We start from the raw sequence: 19,838 nt of genomic DNA on the forward strand, positions 1-19,838 counted from the left end.
CGATCAAGCACCGCCGTCCACCCAGCTTTCCACGCGCCTGCGGCGCAACCCGATTCAACAGGCTCGAACCAACATGGACGCACCGGACTTTTCTTTACGCGGCAAACTGGCCCTGATCACGGGCTCCGCGCAGGGACTGGGCTTTTCCATCGCGCAAGCCTACGCCGCCAGCGGCGCCAGCGTCATCATCAACGGACGCGATGAGCAGCGTGTCAACGGCGCCGTCGAACGCCTGGCCAGCCAAGGGTTTAGCGCCTATCCGCTGGTCATGGACATCGGCCGCCTGCGCGAGCAGCAGGATCACTATAAAAAAATCCAGGACGAGCGGGGGACGCCCGACATCCTGGTCAACAACGTCGGCGTGCGCATCCGCAAATCCCTGGCCCAGGCCAGCCTCGATGAAATTCTCGAACTCATCAATATCGACCTGGTGGCGGGCGTGCAGTTGTCGAAGCTTGCGGCGCAGGCCATGGCGGACAGCGGCATTGCCGGCCGCATCATTACCCTGACGTCGATTGCCGGGCAATTGGCGCGTCCCGGCGACGCCATCTATCCGGTCGCCAAGCAAGGACTGACGGGCCTGGTCCGGGCGCTGGCGGTCGAGTTCGGCAAGCACGGCATCACCAGCAACGGCATAGCTCCCGGAACCTTCGTCACCGAGACCAACCAGAGCCTGGCCGCCGACCCGGTTCGCGGGCCGGCCGTGGCGGCCCGCAATCCGCTTGGGCGCTGGGGACAGCCCCATGAAATTGCCGGAGCCGCCGTTTTCCTGGCGTCTCCCGCCGCCTCGTACGTCAACGGGCACATCCTGGTCGTCGACGGCGGTTTTTCCATTACGTTCTGAGTTTTACATGACTACTCCCGTTCGCCTGGCCATCAATGGTTACGGCCGCATCGGCCGCTGCTTTCTGCGAGCCCTTTACGAGTCTCCCTTCAAGGACAAATTCCGCATCGTCGCCATCAACGAGCCGGCCGACCTGGCCAGCATGGCATACCTGACGCGCTTCGACTCCACGCACGGCGTCTTTCACGGTTCGGTGGAGCAGGGCACGGATTGCCTGATCGTGAACGGTGAAACGGTGCGGGTCACGCATGCGTCGGAACCCGAAGAGGTCGACTGGCGCGGCCTGGGCATCGACATGCTGGTCGAATGCTCCGGCCGCTATGGGGCGCGCGACGAATTGACCCGGTTCCTCAAGGCGGGCTGCCCGCGCGTGCTGCTTTCGCATCCCGGCAACAGCGCCGCCGACATCGATTTCACCATGGTCTACGGCATCAACCACCACGGCCTTTCGGGCGGCGAACAACTGGTGTCCAACGCCTCGTGCACGACCAACGCCATAGTTCCGGTGCTCAAATTGCTGGACGAATCGTTCGGTATCGAGCAGGCCAGCCTCACCACGCTGCACTCCGTCATGAACGACCAACCTCTCATCGACGGCTACCACAGCTCGGACCTTCGCCGCACAAGATCGGCCATGCAGTCCATCGTTCCCGTGTCCACCGGACTTGCCCGTGGCGTCGAGCGCCTGCTGCCCCAACTGGCCGGCCGGGTGCAGGCCAAGGCCATCCGGGTTCCGACGCTCAATGTCTCGGCCATCGACCTGATGGTCAATCTGGGCGGCAACGTCACGACGGCAGGCCTGAACGCGCTGATGATGGAAGCGGCCAACGCCAGTCCAGGCCTGGCCGGCTATTCCGACAACCCCCATGCTTCGGTGGATTTCAACCACAATCCGTGCTCATTCATCATCGACGGCAGCCAGACCCGGGTCAATGGCAGCCGCTTTGCCAATCTGTTCGTGTGGTTCGATAATGAGTGGGGCTTCGTCAACCGCATGCTGGACGCCGCCGCAGCCTGGTCGGCGAAGCTCCCGGCGGGTGCCCAAACGCATGCCCGGTAATCCTTTCGACAGGCGGGTTACTCGCTTGGGGATCTGCCGCCTGGCGTATAGTTGACGGTAAATCCGGACATCGGCTTCTTAAATCGGCACAAGGAAATTGTCATGGCATCCACACGTACAGAAACTGATTCAATGGGCCCCATCGAAGTTCCCGCGGAACGGTATTGGGGCGCGCAGACTCAGCGTTCGATCCAGAACTTTCCTATAGGGGTGGCTCGTTTCAAGTGGCAGCGGCCCATCATCCGCTCCCTGGGCATCCTCAAAAAAGCCGCGGCCGAAGCCAACGCCGAGCTGGGCGAACTGCCCCAGGATCTGGCACGCCTCATCATCCAGGCGGCGGGCGAGGTCGAGCACGGCAAGTTCGACGCCGAGTTTCCCCTGGTGGTGTTCCAGACCGGTTCGGGCACACAGTCGAACATGAACGCCAACGAGGTCATCTCCAACCGCGCCATCGAGCTGGCCGGCGGCACGCGCGGCAGCAAGACCCCCGTGCATCCCAACGACCACGTCAATCGCGGCCAGTCCTCCAACGACACCTTCCCGACCGCCATGCACATCGCCGTGGCGCAGGAAGTCAACAACCACCTGCTGCCCGCGGTGGGCAAATTGCGCGACACCCTGGCCGGCAAGGCCGAGGCATACAAGAACGTGGTCAAGACCGGCCGGACCCATCTGCAGGACGCCACCCCCATCACCCTGGGCCAGGAAATCAGCGCCTGGGTCGCCCAGCTGGATTTCTCGCTGGGCTGCGTGCGTGAGGCGCTTCCCGGCGTATACGACCTCGCCATCGGCGGCACGGCGGTGGGAACCGGCCTGAACGCCCATCCGCGCTTCGGCGAGGTTGCCGCGGGCCATATGGCGCGTATAACGGGACTGCCATTCCGGTCGGCGCCCAACAAGTTCTTTGCGCTGTCGGCGCACGACGCGCTGGTCAACATGTCGGCGGCCCTCAGAACCATGGCGGGCGGCCTCATGAAAATGGCCAACGACGTGCGCTGGCTGGCAAGCGGCCCGCGCTGCGGCATCGGCGAGCTCGTCATTCCCGACAACGAGCCCGGCTCATCCATCATGCCCGGCAAGGTCAACCCTACGCAATGCGAAGCCATGACCATGGTTTGCGTGCAGGTCTTCGGCAACGACGCGGCCACGGCGTTTGCCGGCAGCCAGGGCAATTTCCAACTCAATGTGTTCAAGCCTGTCATGGTGCACAACGTGCTCGAAAGCATCGAGCTGCTTGGCGATGCCTGCCTGGCCTTCAACGACCACTGCGCCGTGGGCATCGAACCCAACCTCGAGACCATCGAGCACAATCTGGAAAAGAACCTGATGCTGGTCACGGCGCTCAATCGCCATATCGGCTACGACAACGCGGCGGCCATCGCCAAGAAGGCGCAAAAAGAAAAAAGCACCTTGCGCCAGGCGGCCCTGGCCCTGGGCCTGGTCACCGAGGCGCAGTACGATCAATGGATAGTGCCCATCGAGATGACGCATAGCAGCTAGCCCCGGCGCCACCGCTCCCCCCGCGAGGGCATTCACCCATGTGAACTTTGCACAAGAGGTAAACCATGAACCGTCGCTTCCATATTCAAATCCGTCGGGCTTACGAGGCACCGCAGGACAGCGACGGTTTTCGTGTCTTCGTCGACCGGCTCTGGCCGCGGGGGCTTTCCAAGGAAAAGTTCAAGTTCGACCTATGGTGCAAGGATCTGGCGCCCACGCCGGCGTTGCGGACCTGGTTCGGCCACAAGGTGGAGAATTGGCAGGGCTTTCGCGAAAGCTACGAACAAGAGCTGCGAACTCCCGAGCAAAAAGAGCGCATGCGCGAAGTGGGCGCCCAAAGCCCGAAATCCACCATCACCCTGGTCTACGGCGCCAAAGACCCCGAGCACAATCAAGCCGTGATTCTCGCCGCCGAAATGCAGCGCGTGCTCAACGCCGCGGCAAAAAAATAGCATTTCAAATTCGAGGCGGGGCGTCCGAAGGACTATACTGGTCTAGGGCCTGTTAACCCATATTAAGGAGATCGCGTTGGGGCTGAAACCGGCTGAACGCCAGGCGCCTCCCGCAGCAAGGCTCAATGCCTTGCGAGGAGAGGTAACGCCGCGAGCGGCCGGTTTCAGCCCCAACCCTGCGGGAAGCCATGAAAAAACCGCCGGCTCGGCGTTGCCGGGCTTGTCCGTATCGACATACGCGCTGCGCCCGGCGCCTGGATCCGTCAGATTTTTCATGGCTTCGCGACTCCTTAATATGGGTTAATAGGCCCTAGGGCCTGTTAACAGGCCCTGAATACGGCATGGTCGGGGCCGCGCCGTAAAACATAAGGAGCCCGATATGTTCAGGGTACTCCGGCAAGTCGTCCAGGCACGTCGCGCCGTGGCAATTCTTTGTTTCGCGGCGATTGGCGCCGGCGCGGCGCTATTGGGCGCGGCGGGCGCCAAGGCGCTTGCCCAATCCAGCCAGCCCGTAGTTGTCGATCTGCGTGTCGACGGCATCATCAGCCCGGCCAGCGCCGGCTTCATTACCCAGGGCATTTCGCAGGCCGCCAGCGACAAGGCGGCCCTGGTGGTCATTCAACTGGATACGCCGGGCGGCCTCGACACTTCCATGCGCACCATCGTGCAGGCCATTCTGGCGTCGCCCGTGCCCGTCGCCACCTTCGTCAGTCCCGGCGGCGCCCGCGCGGCCAGCGCCGGCACCTTCATCCTGTATGCCAGCCACATTGCGGCCATGACGCCCGCCAGCAACCTGGGCGCGGCTTCTCCGGTGCAGATCGGCGGGCTGTCGCCCGCCTCCGGCCACGACACCATGAGCACCAAGATCGCCAACGATGCCGTCGCCTACATACGCAGCCTGGCGCAATTGCGGGGACGAAACATCCAGTTCGCCGAAAGCGCGGTGCGGGATGCGGCCAGCATGACGGCCAGCGACGCCTTGAAGAACAATGTCATCGACGTCGTCGCCGGTAATCTCGACGAACTGCTCGCCAAGGTAGACGGGCGGGAGATCAAGCTTGCGCAAGGTTCCGTCGTGCTGCATACCCGCGATGCGCGGATCGTGCATGAGACGCCGGGCTGGCGCAGCCAGTTGCTGGCCCTTATCGCCAATCCGCAGGTGGCCTTGGTGTTGCTGATGGCGGGCATCTACGGCTTGTTCTACGAGTTCATCAACCCGGGCCTGGCCTTGCCGGGCGTGGCGGGTCTTATTTGCCTGCTGCTGGGCCTGTACGCATTCCAGTTGCTGCCGGTCAACTGGACCGGCGTAGCCTTGCTGGGATTGGGCATCTCGCTGATGGTGGCCGAGGCCTTCCTGCCCAGTTTCGGGATAGTCGGCGCGGGCGGCGTTGTCGCCTTCATCCTGGGTGGGCTGTTTCTGACCGACACCGGCGTGCCAGGATACGATCTGTCTTTGCCTTTTCTTGCCGCCGTGGCGCTATGCAGCGCGGCCTTCCTGATCATTGTGGGCACGGTGGCCGCGCGGGCCCATAAACGCCCCGTCGTCAGCGGCCGCGAAGACATGCTCGGAAAGGAGGGCATCGTGTCCGCCGCCGGCCACGATGCCGTCTATGCCGACATCCAGGGCGAAAGCTGGCGGGTTCGCCATGAGGAACCCCTGGCTCCGGGCGATCGTGTGCGCGTCACGGGCATCGAAGGCCTGACACTGCTGGTCGAACGCGCACGGACAGATCGCAAGCAAGACTGAAACCGTTTCAACTTTGCCGGGGCAACGCCGTGGCATCAAGGAGGATCCCAAATGCTCTACAGCCTATATAGCCTGAACATCGGTTTTCTTACCGTCATCGTCATCGTCCTGATCATCGTGCTCAATGCTTTGAAGGTGCTGCGCGAATACCAGCGCGGCGTCATCTTCACCTTGGGACGCTTCAGCAAGGTCAAGGGCCCGGGCCTGATATTCGTCATTCCCGGCATCCAGCAGATGGTACGGGTAGACCTGCGGGTGGTGACCATGGACGTTCCCAGCCAGGACGTCATTTCGCACGACAACGTTTCGGTCAAGGTCAATGCGGTTCTGTATTTCCGGGTCATTTCGCCCGAAAAGGCCATTATCCAGGTCGAGCGCTACCTGGAGGCCACCAGCCAGCTTGCGCAGACCACGCTTCGCGCGGTGCTGGGCAAGCACGAGCTGGACGAAATGCTGTCCGAGCGCGAAAAGCTGAACCTGGACGTGCAGAAAATACTCGACGAACAGACCAATTCGTGGGGCATCAAGGTTACCAACGTCGAGATCAAGCACATCGACCTGAATGAAAACATGATCCGCGCCATTGCGCGCCAGGCCGAAGCCGAGCGAGAGCGGCGCGCCAAGGTCATACATGCCGAAGGTGAAAAGCAGGCGGCGCAGGCCCTGATGGAAGCCGCCGAAACGCTGGCGCTCCAGCCGTCGGCCATGCAACTGCGCTATCTGCAAACCCTGACCCAGGTTGCGGGCGACAAGACGTCGACCCTGGTCTTTCCCGTGCCCATCGATCTGCTGACGAACTTCATGGGCCATGGCGCAACGCCAAGCGTGCCGCCAGCGCCGCCCGCCGCGCCGGGAACTCCGAAACCCGATCTGCCGCCCCGCATCGATCCGGTCGCCTGAGGGGTTTCTGCTTCCAGATTGGATCAAATCATCCGGATTTGTCATCGAAGATTTCATGCTCACGCCGAACGCGGATGGTCGCGCTGCGGCGCGACCTATGTCTGGGCTAAGTTTGGCTCGCTAAACTTTCCACACGTTTATCTTCAAGGCTGGAAGTAAAAATGACTGGCTCTTCATCCCCGACTGCCTCCTGGTCGAGCAAAGTCCCCGAGGTGGTGCTTTCGTTCTGGATCATCAAGATTGCGGCGACAACGCTTGGCGAAACCGGCGGAGACGCCGTTTCGATGTCGATGAATCTTGGCTATCTGGTAGGCACGGCTATTTTCGGAGCGATATTTCTCGCAATGGTTTACATGCAGATCAAGTCCAAAAGTTTTCGGCCGTTCTGCTATTGGGCCACGATTATCGCCACCACGACGGTAGGTACGACCCTGGCTGATTTCGCGGACAGATCGTTGGGCATTGGGTACGCGGGCGGCTCGGCCCTGCTGCTGGTTTTGCTGCTTGGTTCGCTGTTCGTATGGTTTCGCACCCTTGGATCTGTCTCGGTAAACACCATCTGCTCGCCAAAGGCGGAAGTGTTCTACTGGGTGACCATCATGTTTTCCCAGACCTTGGGTACCGCGCTGGGCGATTGGACGGCCGACACAGCCGGGTTAGGCTATACCGGCGCGGCCGTTGTATTCGGATCGATGCTGGTATTGGTCGTCGTGGTTTACTATTTGACCGACATATCGAAAACCTTGCTTTTCTGGGCGGCATTTGTCCTGACCCGGCCGCTTGGCGCAGTGCTTGGCGATTTTCTCGATAAGCCGCTCGATGCGGGTGGCCTGGCGCTAAGCCGTTACTTTGCATCCGCGGCGCTTCTGGCTTTTATTCTGGTCGCCATCGCGTTGTTCCGACAACATGCGGCCAGAACGGCGCATTGAGTTTAATCTTCATCGTACGAGGTGGCGGGTGCGGGTATTGCTGGTTGAAGACGACCCCATGATAGGGGAGGCCCTTCAGAGTGCTTTGCGGGATGCCGCTTATGCGGTCGACTGGGTCAAGGGCGGCCTGGCCGCTCTTACAGCTTTATGCGGCCAATACTATGACCTGGTATTGCTGGATCTTGGACTTCCCGGCAAAGACGGCCTGGATGTGCTGGCTGACCTGCGCGCTAGCGAAAACCCCGTTCCCTTGGTCATCGTCACTGCCCGCGACGTGCTGGAGGACAGGCTGCGCGGCCTGGATGGCGGCGCCGACGATTATGTGCTTAAACCTTTCGAGATGTCCGAACTGTTGGCCCGCATGCGCGCCGTCTTGCGCCGCAAGGGTGAGAACGCGTCTCCTGTGCTTGGCAATGGCGTTGTTTCACTCGACATGGCCACTCGCGAGGCGACGGTTCGAGGCCATGGCGCGGTACGGCTCTCCAATCGCGAGTTTGCGCTCTTGCAGGCTCTGCTCCTAAGACCCGGCGCCATTTTGTCTCGTGGTGATCTCGAGGATCGCATTTATGGCTGGGGGGAAGAGGTCGAAAGCAACGCCGTCGAATTTCTTATCCATTCATTGCGGCGAAAGCTGGGCAGCGAAGTCATCAAAAACGTCAGGGGAGCGGGATGGATGGTTTCAAAAAGCACGTAGACACGGCGTCGATTCAGCTCAAGTTATCGCTTTGCCTGTCATTGGCCATTTTTCTGGTCGCGATGGTCGCGGGTGTTTTTTCTTTTGTGTCGGCTTTCGACGAAGCACACGAACTGCAGGACGATACGCTGCGGCAAATCGCCGCGCTATTCGATCAACAGCACCTTCCCTTGCCACATCTCGGGGATCGAGGACGATCCCCGCATAGCGATGAAGACTCGCGCGTCATTGTCCAGTATCTGTCCAGCAGCAAGCAAACCAGCGGCAAGGAAGCAGAAGGAACGCCCTTGCCGCTGCCGAATACATTGTCCGATGGGCTGCATACGGTGGAGGCCGGCGGCAAACCGTTTCGAGTGCTGGCCAAGACGACGGCCAACAACGAGAAAATAGCCGTGGCGCAGGAAACCGACGCCCGAGACGATATCGCCCTCGACAGTGCGTTGCGTACCGTAATGCCGTTTCTTATCCTGCTCCCCGTTTTGTTGCTGATTGTTGCGAACCTGATTCGCAGGATATTTCGCCCTGTTGTCGCCCTTGCATCGGAAATCGAGCAACGCACCGATCAGGACCTGCATTCCATCGACGAAAAACATCTTCCCGCCGAAGTACGCCCGTTCATCATCGCAATCAATCATCTTTTTGCCCGCGTTGCGCAATCCATGGCGTCTCAGCGCAGGTTCGTCGCGGATGCGGCGCATGAGTTGCGTTCGCCGTTGACGGCGTTGTCCCTGCAGGCGGAGCGCTTGGCCGAAGCAGAATTACCCGGTCCCACACGGGAAAGACTGGCGCTGTTGCGCCAAGGGATCGATCGCAGCCGCAATCTGCTCGATCAAATGCTTGCCCTGGCCAAGGCTCAGTCGCCTGCGGAACAGGCCATCTTGCCGGTATCCATCCACGACATTTACCGCCGTGTGCTGGAAGACCTCATGCCGCTTGCCGAAGCCAGGCATATCGACATCGGCGTCGAGGGGGAACAGGACGGCCTGGTAATGATAAGCCGGTTGGATATGATCGCAATGGTCAGGAATCTGGTGGATAATGCGATCCGCTACACTCCGGAAGGCGGCCGGGTCGATATGTCGGTTGCCATCAACGACGGGCACGCCGTGCTTGCCATTCAGGACAGCGGGCCAGGCATTCCCGTCGCCGAGCGGCAACGGGCTTTCGATCCTTTTTACCGTATTCTTGGCAGCGACCAAAGAGGCTCGGGCCTGGGGCTCTCCATCGTCAAGACCATATCGGATCGAGTCGGGGCAACGATAGAACTAGGGTTTTCGGACGAATCGAGCCGATCGGGACTACGCATTCGTATTTTCATTCCGCTGGCGGATGGCTTTCGATCAACCAGCACGTAAAAACCATGGAGAAGAAACATGGTGACATCGGGCGGTTGGTTTTATTGGGCGGTGCTGTCGGCAGTTTTTGCAGCCCTGACGGCCATTTTTGCCAAGATAGGGCTTCGAGGCGTGGATTCCGATCTGGCGACTTTGATTCGCACAGCAATCATTATCGTGGTTTTGTCGGCATTCGTTTTTTACTCCGGGAAATGGTCCAATCCTTTCGATCTCTCGCCATCGACCTGGCTGTTCCTGGGGTTATCGGGCCTGGCTACCGGCGCATCCTGGGTATGCTACTTTCGAGCTCTAAAAATCGGAGAAGCCTCCAAGGTCGCGCCGGTGGACAAGCTTAGTATCGTCCTGGTGGCGGTATTCGCCTTCGCTTTTTTGGGCGAGCGCCCATCGTTGCGCGAGTGGTCGGGCATAGCGATGGTTGCCGGCGGTGTTCTGCTGCTGGCCTTCAAGCGTTGAGCTAACTTCCAATCGCCCGATCGGGACAAGGGCGGACCGGTCGCGTCACGGCCGCCCGCCTGCGGGAACCGGTACTATTTGACCAGCGTGACGGGAATCTCCGCCAGGCTCAGCACCTTGGTCGTGACCGATCCCAGCAGCAGGCCCTTGACGCGGCCCATGCCTCTCGTTCCCATGACGATGTGGTTGCACTCGTGTTTTTTGGCGTATTCGACGATGGTTTCAGCGACGGGGCCGACTTGCACGCTGATGGTCGCGGCGGCGTCGGAGCCGCGCAGCAGTTCGCGGGCGCCCTCCAGGGCTTTTTCGCCTTCCTCGGCGTAGTAGCCGTCGATGATCTCGCTGGAAATGAAACGCTTGACGTTGCCCGACAAGATTGGCGGCTGCACGCTGATGACGTGCAACTGGCCGTCCCGGCCATTATTGAGCATGGCCAGCGCGCTGCGCAGGGCATTGAGCGACGATTCCGATCCATCGATGGGAACGAGCAGGACATTCATGGGTAACCTCTATGGAAAAAATGGCGGTAGGGCGTGGATGTGCGACGCTGCAATATCGTAATGATCGTAATGGAAAACGGCATGTCTGGGTGAATGGTAAATCATTGGCATTATGCCGAAGGCGCCGGAGATTACGCCAGGTAGATTTTTCGCAGCAGGGCGACCAGCTGCTTGCGTTCGGACGGGCTCAGCATGCGGGTCGCTTCGTGTTCTATTTCCAGCGCTGCTCTTTCGGCCTCGACATACAGCCGCCGGCCTTCGGCGGTCAACGACAGAGCCTGGAAGCGTTTGTCGCCCGGATGCCGCCGGCGCTGGACGAGCCCCCGCGATTCCAGTCTGTCGAGGATGGGAGCCAGGTTGGGCGCCGACACATGGATTCCCGAAGCCGCCTGCTTCTGGCTGACCTCGGGGTTGAAATACAAAAGATTGAGCACGGCAAAATCCGTCGAGCGCAATTGGTATCCCGCCATACGCTCGTCGGAAAACGGATCGATGGCAATAAAGGCCCTTTTGCAGTTGTAGCCCACCAGATCAGGCATGGGGCCTTGATCCAGGGGCGCTTCGGCCGCCGAGGTGCTTTCCCTTGAACTCATGAGCAAATATCGAACGCGGATTAGGGCCTGTTAACAGGCCCTAGACGCCGGCGGGCTGTTTGGCAAGCTGCTCGGCGAACTCGACGAAATACCGCATGCTGTGCGGATTGGACATCGCGTCGGGACTGGCAACTTTTTCAGCCGGCGAACCCAGCAGCAGCTTGCGAACAGGCAGTTCCATTTTTTTTCCGGTCAGTGTGCGGGGGATTTCATCCACCTGGTAGATTTCGTTGGGGACATGGCGGGCCGATGCCTTGCTGCGGATTTGCTCCTTGATGCGCGCCTTGAGCCCGTCGTCCAGCGCGACGCCCGGGCGGGTCACCACGAACAGGGGCATGAAGGAAGGGCGGCCAAGGTATTCCAGGTCGACCACCAGGCTGTCCTTGACCTCGGCAAGCGCTTCGACGACGCGATAGATCTCGGCGGTGCCCATGCGTATGCCGTAGCGATTGATGGTGGTGTCGGAGCGGCCGTAGATGATGGCGGTTCCCCGTTCGGTGAACAGTATCCAGTCGCCGTGGCGCCATACCCCTTCGAATTCGCCGAAATAGCTTTCGCGATAGCGCTTGCCGCCTTCGTCCGCCCAGAAATACAGCGGCATGGACGGCATGGGCTTGACGATGACCAGTTCGCCGACTTCGTTCAGCACCGGCTGCCCCGCCTCGTTGTAGGCATAGGCGGCGACGCCCAGTTCCGGGCACTGGATTTCGCCGGCATTGACCGGCAGGCAGGCTGCGCTGGCCACGAAGCCCGAGGCAATGTCGGTGCCGCCGCTGATGGAAGCCAGCCATAGATCGGACTTGACCTTGGCATAGACCCATTCGTAGGCGTCCAGGGGCAGGGGGGATCCGGTGGAATTGATGGTGCGCAGCGCATCGAAGCGCCCAAGGGCGTTGGGTGCTATGCCTTCCTTCTTGCTTTGGATGAGGAAGGCGGCGCCGCAACCGAAATGGGTGACTTTTTGCTCGTCGATGAAACGCCACAGCGTTTCGGAATTGGGGTAGGTGGGATTGCCGTCGTACTGGATGACGGTGGCGCCGGAAAGCAGCCCGCCCACCATCAGGTTCCAGACGATCCAGCCCGTGCTGCCCAGGAACATGAAGCGGTCGCCAGGGCGGACGTCGTGCTGCAGCTGCATGGTTTTGAGGTGGGTCAGGACGATGCCGCCATGGCCATGCACCATGGCCTTGGGCATGCCCGTGGTGCCCGACGAATACACGATCCACAAGGGATGGTCGAACGGCAGCCGCTCGTAGACAAGGGGGGAGGGCGTGGCAACGGCCTGTTCCCAGGGCAGCGCATCGGGCCAGGTTTTTTCCGGTGTTGCCGAGTTGGGGCCGGCTACGTGCACGACCTTGGTGATGGAGGGCAGTTTTTCGACCAGTTCGGCCACCGTTGCACTGCGGTCGTGCACCTTGCCGTTATAGCTGTAGCTGTCGACGGCGAACATGACCTTGGGCTGGATTTGCTGGAAGCGATCCACAACCACGGAAACGCCCATTTCCGGCGAGCAGCTGGACCAGATGGCGCCTATGCTGGCGCAAGCCAGGAAGGCCACCACCGTTTCCGGCAGATTGGGCATGTACGATACGACCCGGTCTCCGGCCGATACGCCCATGCCGCGCAGGGTTGCCGCCAGGGCCCCGGTTGCGGCCTCGAGTTCTTGCCACGACACTTGGCGCAATTCGCGGTTTTCGTAGCGCGAGACAAGGGCGGGATGGGAGGCCGTGGCGTTGCGGAACACATGCTCGGCATAATTGAGCCGCGTGTCGGGAAACCACTTGGCGCCCGGCATGCTGGCCACGGGCAACACCCGCGCGGGGTCGCCGTCGGCCTGGATATCGAAGAATTCCCAGATGGAGGCCCAGAACACTTCCAGATCGTCGACCGACCACCGCCACAGGTCCTGGTAGTTCTCGACCTTGATGTTGTGCCGGGAGCCTAGCCATTGCATGTAGGCGGCCAATCGTGTTTCGCTGATCTGAGCGGCGCTTGGGCGCCAAAGCTCGTCGCCCTGGTTGATGGTCATTGAGCGGGTGTCCTTGATATGGGCTGATTGGAGATGAAGCATGACGAAAGCACGTCGCCCAACGACGCCGCGCTTTACGTGCAGGACAAGGTTGGAACCAAATGCTTATGACACATAATGCTTATTAAGCATAACTAATATCATACTGAAAGAAGCCTGGAATCGTCCAGATATCCGCACTAGGGAAAACCATGAATCGAAAAGCCCCGATCATGGGACAGCAAGCCGCGTCAGCGGCGCGGCGTGGGGGCAACTTTTGCCGCCGGGCCGCCCCAAGGCAAAAAGCGCCCCCCTTGGGGGGGCAGCAAGCCGCGTTAGCGGCGCAGCGTGGGGGGCAACATGCTTGTATGATTTTTAACCAACCCACCTCCAGCCCGCGCAAGTGTTACCGTTGTGTGGCGGAACCATGACTTGCCGGCCCACTTATGCACAGAGTTTGTGGATAATTCGATTGTCAGCTGCCCAGCTTGAGCACGCCCTTCATGAGGCTCCAGTGTCCGGGAAAGGAGCAGAAATAGGTGTAGTCCTGGCCGCTTTCTAGCTTGGAGGCATCGAAGGTGACAGAGGCCGATTCGCCGCCGCCGATGACCTTGGTATGCGCAATGACGCGCGCATCGTCCGCCTTGACGTAGTTGTTGGGGAGCCCGGCCGACATGCCGTCCGTGGCCGCGCCCTGCATGTCGGCGCTTTTGGTCAGAACCCAGTTATGTCCCATGGCGGCCGCCGGCAGCTTGCCCACGTGCTTCAGGTGCACGGTGAACTCCTTGCAGCTTTTATCGACGACGATTTCCTTGGTGCTGTATTGCATGGCGTCGTTGCCTTCGATGGTTGCCTCGCATTGCGCAGCCAGGCTGGGCAGGGCGGCGAGTGAAAGCAGAGAGGCCAAGGCAATTTTTACGATCATGAGAAGCTCCGTTGTGACGAATAGACAATATGCGCGAGGCCAATGAACCCATAGATCATGGACGGCCCGCGTTCCTCGAATCCATTCTAGTCACGAAGCCCCTTTCAGGCATTGATCTCGATCAATGAAAAAGAAAGCCCGCCTGTGAAGGCGGGCCGGCCGTGCGCAAGGCGGCGGCAGGGCCGCCGCCGGAGGCAATGGAATTACTTCTTGGTGGCGACGCTGTCTTTCAGCAGTTTCCAGTCGCCGTTCTTGACTTCGACCAAGACGCGCGAACGAGCATCCAGGCCAAAGTGGTCGGTGGGCGTCATGTTGAAAACACCGTGGGTGGCCACGACTTCCTTCGAGTTTTCGAGGGCGTCACGCAATGCCTGGCGGAACTCGGGTGTGCCCGGTTTGGCTTTTTTCAGCGCGACGGGCACAGCTGCCTTGAACAGCAGGAAGGCGTCGTAGAACTGGGCGCCGAACGACGAGAACGAACCCTTGCCGTATTTTTCTTCGTAGCGCTTGGTGTAGTCCAGGCCGAGCTTCTTGGTTGGACTGGCGTCGGGCAGTTGATTGGCGACCACCACCGGGCCAACCGGCAGAATCGTGCCTTCGACAGCCTTGCCGCCTACGCGGATGAATTCCTTGGTGGCCGTGCCGTGCGTTTGGTAGATCTGCTTTTTGAAGCCACGGTCTTTCAGGGTGACTTCGGGCAGTACCGACGGCGTGCCCGAGGCCACGACGAGAATGGCGTCGGGCTTGGAGGCGACCAGCTTCACGGCCTGGCCGGTCACGCTGGTATCGGTGCGATTGAAGCGCTCGACGTCGCCGATCTTGATGCCCTGGGCCTCTGCGGCCTTGGTCATTTCCTTGAGCCAGCTTTCGCCGTATGCATCGGTGTAGCCGATGAAGCCCAGGGTCTTCACCCCATGTTTTTTCATGTGCTCGACAAGCGCTTCGGCCATCAGGCGGATGTGCTGCGGCGCGCGGAAGACCCATTCGTTCTTGTTGGGCGGCAGCTCCAGGGGCGCGACGGCGATTTGCGGTGTCTTGCTTTCGTTGGCCACTTCGGCAATGGCCGCGGAAGGAGGCGTGGAGGACGAACCGAGGATCACGTCGACCTTGTCGTCGTTGACGAGCTTGCGGGCGTTCTTGCCGGCCTGGGCCGCGTCGGTGGCATCGTCCAGGACGATGTAGTGGACCTTCTGGCCATCGATGGTGTCCGGCAGCAAGGCCACGGTATTTTTTTCCGGAATGCCCAGCGCGGCCGCCGGGCCCGTCGACGACAGCGAAATGCCGACGTTGATATCGGCCATGGCGGGCGCGCTCAACGCCGCAAACGTGGTCGCGGCCGCAAGGGCAGCCAATTTGAAGTGGACTTTCATGCATCCTCCTGGGATAAATAAGGACTGAATCGTATTTTTTATTCGAGCTTACAGCCCTGAGCGCGCCATCGCATGGAGCTGTCCGGGACCGATGGCGCAGAGCATAACTCAGGGTGGACTCTACGCTGTAAAAAAATACGGGTCAAGAACTATAGTTATATTTCTGGGGTAAACCATACTATAGTTGCGTTCGTCGAATAAGCGTTCCATGAACCGCAAACCCGCTGCGAAAATTGTCCGCCGCGCTGTTGCCCAGCGCCGGCATGTTTCTTTATTATTCGGGATATGGATCGCTTTCTCACCATCGAGGCATTTGTCACCGTGGCGCAGGCCCAGAGCTTTGCCGAAGCCGCCCGGCAGATGCGGCTGTCCAAGTCGGTGGTCACGGCGCGGGTGCAGCAGCTCGAGGAATTCGTCGGCGCGCCTCTGTTCCATCGCAACACCCGCAATGTGCGGCTGTCCGAAGTCGGCCAGGCCTTTTTGCAGGACTGCATCGACCTCGTGGGGCGCACCGACGCGCTTACCGACCAGATGCGCGAACTCAAGGGGTCCTTGGCTGGCCGCCTGCGGGTGCATGCGCTGCCGGGATTCACGCTGGGCCATATGGCGACGCATCTGCGCGAGTTCCAGGAACGCTATCCGGAAATCGTGCTCGACATTTTCGTCAACGATGCCGTGGTCGACCCCATCAAAGAGGGCTTCGACTGCGCCCTGCAAATCTTCCGCCCTTCGTCGGAAGACCTCGTGGAACGCAAGATCTTCCCGCTGCGCCGCGTATTCTGCGCCTCGCCGGCCTACCTGGCGCGACATGGCACGCCGCGCCATCCCCGGGATCTGCTGGGCCACAGGCTGGGGCTGTATTCCGGCTACCCCACGCGGGACAAGCTGGTGTTTCAGGGGGCGCCGCAGAAAATCGTCCTCGACCTCAAGCCGGCCTTGCTTTCCAACAGCGTCCACCTGCTCAACGAATACGCTTGCGAACACGCGGGCATCGTTTGCATACCCACCCTGGTGGCTTCGAAATCGCTGGTCAAGGGGCAACTGGTGCCGGTTCTGCCCAGTTGGCCTTTGTCGTCGTTCTGGTTCTCGGCCGTGTATTCGCGCAGCCACCGAGGAGGCGCCAAATTGCGGCTGTTCATCGAAAGCCTGCTGGCGCGCTATTCCGACGACCAGCCCTGGGACACCGCACTGATCGCCAAAGGCTTGCTGACGCCGACGACAAACATCGAATAGCTCGCCTGGCCTGCGCAATTGTTCTGATAACGCAAACAATCCAATCGGAAATCGAAGCCTACTCAAGAAGGGCAGCAGTTCTTACACTGACAGCACATACAAAAAAACCATAATCAATATGCTTTCAGACATAGGAGACAAGCCATGCCCGCTACCTATCACACCCAATTCGGTTCCATCGACCGCTACGAAAAAGGGCGTGTGGAAATTATCGGGGACGATGCCAGGCACTACGCCTTTTCCAATTGCTTCGAAGTGGCCGCCAACGCCCGGCCTTACGAAAAAATCGTTACCGCCATCAACCAGATCTACGTCCTTGAAACGCTGCGCGCCGAGGGCGAATCGCCCTGGTACACCTGCGCGCACGACGAATTCGCCTTGTGCATGGACGGCGAGGTCGAGATCCATCTGATCAAGCTCGATCCCGGCCAGCAAGTCCAGGACCAGGAAAAGAACGGCGCCCAACTGGTGGCCGGCGAGCCCAAGGGAAAAAAAATGGGCTGGATGAAACTGTCGCGCGGCCATCAGGGCATGCTGCCCAAGAACACCGCCTACCAGTTCCGTTCGGCCTCGCCCTCGGTCGTTGTGCTGCAAACCTGCAAGGGCGAGCTGTCGCAGGAACGCTGGGCCGACATCTGCCAGACGGCCTGAACCGGCGCCTCGATACCAATCCGCCGGGCGTGCCCCGGCGCATCACTCATTGATTTATTCACGCTACTGGAGGGTGAGATGAACGCACCTGCAGAAATCAAACACACCATCGACATCAGCAAGCCGGATCCCGTCATGGGGTACCGGTCCTTTACGCTGGGCTCCTTCAATTTCCGGCGCGACGAGTACTTCGCCCACATTGCCTGGACGACTCGCGACGGTCGCCCCATGAGCCACAGCATGGACGTCGGCAGCTATCTGCGCGCCCTCATGCGCGATGTGGCCTGGGGATTCTTCTACGGCTGGGTCAACTTCGACGATGTCCTGGGCACGGTCAACCACTATAAATCGGTGGACCTGTTCGCTGGTTCGTTCAACGCCACCATGAAGGAAGCCGGCGTCGACAAGCTTGAAAACTTTCCCACCGAGCAGATCCGCGAGATTTTCGTCGAAATGCTCGACGACTGGACCAACGAAGGATTCGACCCCTTCGCCGCTCCCCAGGAGACAGGCAGCCCCTACGGCAGAAAGCATGGGGACAACAAGGCCGCCACTCATCGGCAACGTGAGCTGGCCACCCGCTGCGTCGGCATGACGGACGATCTTTCGCTGCGCTCGGACGCCAGCGGCGCGCCGGTCAACCGGGCTTTCGCCGATGTGGATCTGGCCGAGCCAGAGCTGCATCCCGAGCCCGGCTTCGAGGGCGAAGTGCACGCCTTCAACCTGTTCGGCTTTCTATCGCGCTCGCAAGTCACCTGGAATCCCTCGTTCACTTCCGTCGTCAAGTACAGCTACATGTGTCCCACCACCGAGGAGCACATACTGCCCATCATCCACGGCAACGACAGGGTCGAGTGGTTCTTCCAGATGTCCGATGAAATCCATTGGGACTGCTCGCACCGCGACACCGGCAAGCCGCTGGCCCGGGTCATCATGAAGGCGGGCGACATGGCCGCCATGCCCGCCTATTGCCGCCATCAAGGCTTCAGCCCCAAACGCTCCATGCTGCTGGTATGGGAAAACGGCTCTCCCAATCTGGTGTACGAAATCCAGAAGGGCGAATCGCCCGAGGTGCCGGTTACGTTTTAAGCAAGGAGTCTGGATCATGAAGGTCGAAAACATGCAGGCCGGCCAGGGGCTCGACCTGCCGGTACGGAACCAGTTGTTCATTGGCGGCCGGTTCGTCGATGCCGAGTCCGGCGAAACGCTTCCCACGCTGAACCCGCACGACAATTCCGTCATCACCGAAGTCGCCATGGCGGGCCCGGCCGACGTCGACAAGGCCATCAAGGCGGCCCGGGCGGCCTTGCCCAAGTGGTCGCGCATGGCGGCCATGGATCGCGGCCATCTGCTGCTCAAGCTGGCCGACGCCATCGATGCCCACGCCGAAGAGCTGGCCAGGCTCGAATCCCTGGACACCGGGCATCCGCTGCGCGACACCCTGGCGCTGGATGCGCCGCGCACCGCCGTCACGTTCCGGTATTTCGGCGGCATGGCGGACAAGCTCGAGGGCACGGTCATCCCTGTCGAAGAGGGCTTCCTCAATTACATGCTGCGCGAACCCGTCGGCATCGTCGGGCAGGTCGTGCCGTGGAATTTTCCGCTGATGTTCACCAGCTGGAAAATGGGGCCGGCGCTGGCCGCCGGCAATTGCGTCGTGCTCAAGCCCGCCGAACTCACGCCCCTGACTACTCTGCGCATCGCCGAGCTCATGTCCGAAGTCGGTTTCCCGGACGGGGTGGTCAACATCGTGCCGGGCCTGGGCAGCGTCGCGGGGCAATACCTGGCCGAGCACGAAGAGGTCGCCAAGATCGCCTTCACCGGCTCCACGGCGACAGGCAAGCGCATCGTCCAGGCGTCGTCGGGCAACCTCAAGAAACTACAGCTGGAGCTCGGCGGCAAGGGCGCCAACATCGTTTTCGGCGACGCCAATCTGGACGCCGCCGTCAACGGCGCCGCCTACGCCATCTTCCACAACCAGGGCCAGGCGTGCATTGCCGGCTCCCGTCTCGTGCTGCATGAATCCATCGCCGACGAGTTCCTGGAGCGCTTCATCAAGCTGGCGGGCTCGCTGCGGGTGGGCGATCCCTTGAACCTCGACACTGAGATGGGGCCATTGACCTCGCGCCAGCAGCGCGACCGCGTCCTGTCGTACTGCGACGTGGCGCGCGAAGAGGGCGGCCAGATCCTGCTCGGAGGAAAAGCGCCGGCCGACCCGGCCCTGGCCGATGGCTGCTATGTCGAGCCCACCGTGGTCGTCGCCGACCCGGCCAGCCGAGTCAGCCAGGAAGAGGTGTTTGGGCCTTTCGTCACCGTCACGCGGTTCAGCACCGACGAGCAGGCGCTGGCCATCGCCAACGGCACGCAATACGGCCTTGGAGGAGGGCTGTGGACGCGCGATCTACAGCGTGCGCACAAGTTCGCCCAGAGCATGAAGTCGGGCATGGTCTGGATCAATTGCTACAAGAGGGTCAACCCCGCATCGCCATTCGGAGGAGTGGGGATGTCGGGCTATGGACGCGAAATGGGGTTTGAAGCCATGCGCGAATATACGCAGGTCAAGTCGGTATGGGTCAATGTGGACGCGAACATGCGTCCGTACTACGCCCGCTGACCACAACATT

General features: G+C 60.8%; 20 protein-coding genes. 14 read left to right on the top strand and 6 right to left on the bottom strand.

Annotation, left to right across the window (positions count from 1 at the left end):
• The first annotated feature begins 73 nt into the window (after positions 1 to 73).
• The 4 genes from VNT00_RS15675 (at position 74) to VNT00_RS15690 (ending at position 3,856) form a co-directional block, all read left to right on the top strand.
• Positions 74 to 844, top strand: coding sequence for an SDR family oxidoreductase (locus VNT00_RS15675; protein ID WP_325589143.1), 771 nt, complete (start codon positions 74 to 76; stop codon positions 842 to 844).
• Positions 845 to 851: 7 nt separating this feature from the next.
• Positions 852 to 1,904: a type I glyceraldehyde-3-phosphate dehydrogenase gene (locus VNT00_RS15680; RefSeq protein WP_325589145.1), complete on the top strand. Its 1,053-nt coding sequence runs from the start codon at positions 852 to 854 to the stop codon at positions 1,902 to 1,904.
• A gap of 102 nt (positions 1,905 to 2,006) precedes the next feature.
• The gene (gene fumC, locus VNT00_RS15685) at positions 2,007 to 3,404 is read left to right on the top strand and encodes a class II fumarate hydratase (protein WP_325589147.1); all 1,398 of its coding nucleotides are present in this window, start codon (positions 2,007 to 2,009) and stop codon (positions 3,402 to 3,404) included.
• Between the two features lie 65 nt (positions 3,405 to 3,469).
• Positions 3,470 to 3,856, top strand: a complete 387-nt coding sequence (locus VNT00_RS15690; protein ID WP_325589149.1) for a DUF488 domain-containing protein — start codon at positions 3,470 to 3,472, stop codon at positions 3,854 to 3,856.
• 42 nt (positions 3,857 to 3,898) lie between these two features.
• Here the strand turns inward: VNT00_RS15690 and VNT00_RS15695 are convergent, their stop codons facing one another.
• The gene (locus VNT00_RS15695; RefSeq protein WP_325589151.1) at positions 3,899 to 4,132 is read right to left on the bottom strand and encodes a hypothetical protein; all 234 of its coding nucleotides are present in this window, start codon (positions 4,130 to 4,132) and stop codon (positions 3,899 to 3,901) included.
• A 103-nt stretch (positions 4,133 to 4,235) separates the two neighbouring features.
• On the opposite strand from VNT00_RS15695, the gene VNT00_RS15700 reads away from it, so the two are divergent.
• The 6 genes from VNT00_RS15700 to VNT00_RS15725 all read left to right on the top strand — a co-directional run bounded on the left by VNT00_RS15700 (position 4,236) and on the right by VNT00_RS15725 (position 9,934).
• The gene (locus tag VNT00_RS15700; RefSeq protein WP_325589153.1) at positions 4,236 to 5,603 is read left to right on the top strand and encodes an NfeD family protein; all 1,368 of its coding nucleotides are present in this window, start codon (positions 4,236 to 4,238) and stop codon (positions 5,601 to 5,603) included.
• A 51-nt stretch (positions 5,604 to 5,654) separates the two neighbouring features.
• The gene (locus VNT00_RS15705; protein ID WP_325589155.1) at positions 5,655 to 6,503 is read left to right on the top strand and encodes a slipin family protein; all 849 of its coding nucleotides are present in this window, start codon (positions 5,655 to 5,657) and stop codon (positions 6,501 to 6,503) included.
• Positions 6,504 to 6,664: 161 nt separating this feature from the next.
• On the top strand, positions 6,665 to 7,432 hold the full coding sequence (locus VNT00_RS15710; protein WP_325589157.1) for a COG4705 family protein: 768 nt from the start codon (positions 6,665 to 6,667) through the stop codon (positions 7,430 to 7,432).
• A 28-nt stretch (positions 7,433 to 7,460) separates the two neighbouring features.
• Positions 7,461 to 8,126 carry a response regulator transcription factor gene (locus tag VNT00_RS15715; protein ID WP_325589159.1) on the top strand — a complete coding sequence of 222 codons (666 nt, stop codon included), beginning with the start codon at positions 7,461 to 7,463 and terminating at the stop codon, positions 8,124 to 8,126.
• The gene (locus tag VNT00_RS15720) at positions 8,102 to 9,481 is read left to right on the top strand and encodes an ATP-binding protein (RefSeq protein WP_325589161.1); all 1,380 of its coding nucleotides are present in this window, start codon (positions 8,102 to 8,104) and stop codon (positions 9,479 to 9,481) included. Before VNT00_RS15715 ends, VNT00_RS15720 begins: the two co-directional genes overlap by 25 nt.
• 18 nt (positions 9,482 to 9,499) lie before the next feature.
• Positions 9,500 to 9,934 carry an EamA family transporter gene (locus VNT00_RS15725; RefSeq protein ID WP_325589163.1) on the top strand — a complete coding sequence of 145 codons (435 nt, stop codon included), beginning with the start codon at positions 9,500 to 9,502 and terminating at the stop codon, positions 9,932 to 9,934.
• 74 nt (positions 9,935 to 10,008) lie between these two features.
• On the opposite strand, the gene VNT00_RS15730 is transcribed toward VNT00_RS15725, so the two are convergent.
• The 5 genes from VNT00_RS15730 to VNT00_RS15750 form a co-directional block, all read right to left on the bottom strand.
• Positions 10,009 to 10,434, bottom strand: a complete 426-nt coding sequence (locus VNT00_RS15730) for a universal stress protein (RefSeq protein WP_325589164.1) — start codon at positions 10,432 to 10,434, stop codon at positions 10,009 to 10,011.
• A gap of 131 nt (positions 10,435 to 10,565) precedes the next feature.
• Positions 10,566 to 11,027 (bottom strand): MarR family winged helix-turn-helix transcriptional regulator, encoded by a 462-nt coding sequence (locus tag VNT00_RS15735; protein ID WP_325589166.1) that lies wholly within the window; start codon positions 11,025 to 11,027, stop codon positions 10,566 to 10,568.
• A 40-nt stretch (positions 11,028 to 11,067) separates the two neighbouring features.
• Positions 11,068 to 13,056, bottom strand: a complete 1,989-nt coding sequence (locus VNT00_RS15740) for an acetoacetate--CoA ligase (RefSeq protein WP_325589168.1) — start codon at positions 13,054 to 13,056, stop codon at positions 11,068 to 11,070.
• A gap of 454 nt (positions 13,057 to 13,510) precedes the next feature.
• Positions 13,511 to 13,960 (bottom strand): azurin, encoded by a 450-nt coding sequence (azu, locus tag VNT00_RS15745; RefSeq protein WP_325589170.1) that lies wholly within the window; start codon positions 13,958 to 13,960, stop codon positions 13,511 to 13,513.
• A gap of 203 nt (positions 13,961 to 14,163) precedes the next feature.
• The gene (locus VNT00_RS15750) at positions 14,164 to 15,330 is read right to left on the bottom strand and encodes an ABC transporter substrate-binding protein (protein WP_325589172.1); all 1,167 of its coding nucleotides are present in this window, start codon (positions 15,328 to 15,330) and stop codon (positions 14,164 to 14,166) included.
• A 285-nt stretch (positions 15,331 to 15,615) separates the two neighbouring features.
• Between VNT00_RS15750 and VNT00_RS15755 the strand changes: the two genes are divergently transcribed.
• The 4 genes from VNT00_RS15755 (at position 15,616) to VNT00_RS15770 (ending at position 19,828) form a co-directional block, all read left to right on the top strand.
• Positions 15,616 to 16,563 (top strand): LysR family transcriptional regulator, encoded by a 948-nt coding sequence (locus VNT00_RS15755; protein ID WP_325589174.1) that lies wholly within the window; start codon positions 15,616 to 15,618, stop codon positions 16,561 to 16,563.
• Positions 16,564 to 16,707: 144 nt separating this feature from the next.
• On the top strand, positions 16,708 to 17,214 hold the full coding sequence (locus tag VNT00_RS15760) for a cupin domain-containing protein (protein WP_325589176.1): 507 nt from the start codon (positions 16,708 to 16,710) through the stop codon (positions 17,212 to 17,214).
• 78 nt (positions 17,215 to 17,292) lie between these two features.
• The gene (locus VNT00_RS15765; protein WP_325589178.1) at positions 17,293 to 18,303 is read left to right on the top strand and encodes a hydroxyquinol 1,2-dioxygenase; all 1,011 of its coding nucleotides are present in this window, start codon (positions 17,293 to 17,295) and stop codon (positions 18,301 to 18,303) included.
• Between the two features lie 16 nt (positions 18,304 to 18,319).
• Positions 18,320 to 19,828: an aldehyde dehydrogenase family protein gene (locus VNT00_RS15770; protein ID WP_325589180.1), complete on the top strand. Its 1,509-nt coding sequence runs from the start codon at positions 18,320 to 18,322 to the stop codon at positions 19,826 to 19,828.
• Positions 19,829 to 19,838: the final 10 nt, after the last annotated feature.

Origin of the sequence: Eoetvoesiella sp. (genome assembly GCF_035555955.1) — a bacterium.
GTDB lineage: Bacteria > Pseudomonadota > Gammaproteobacteria > Burkholderiales > Burkholderiaceae_B > Eoetvoesia.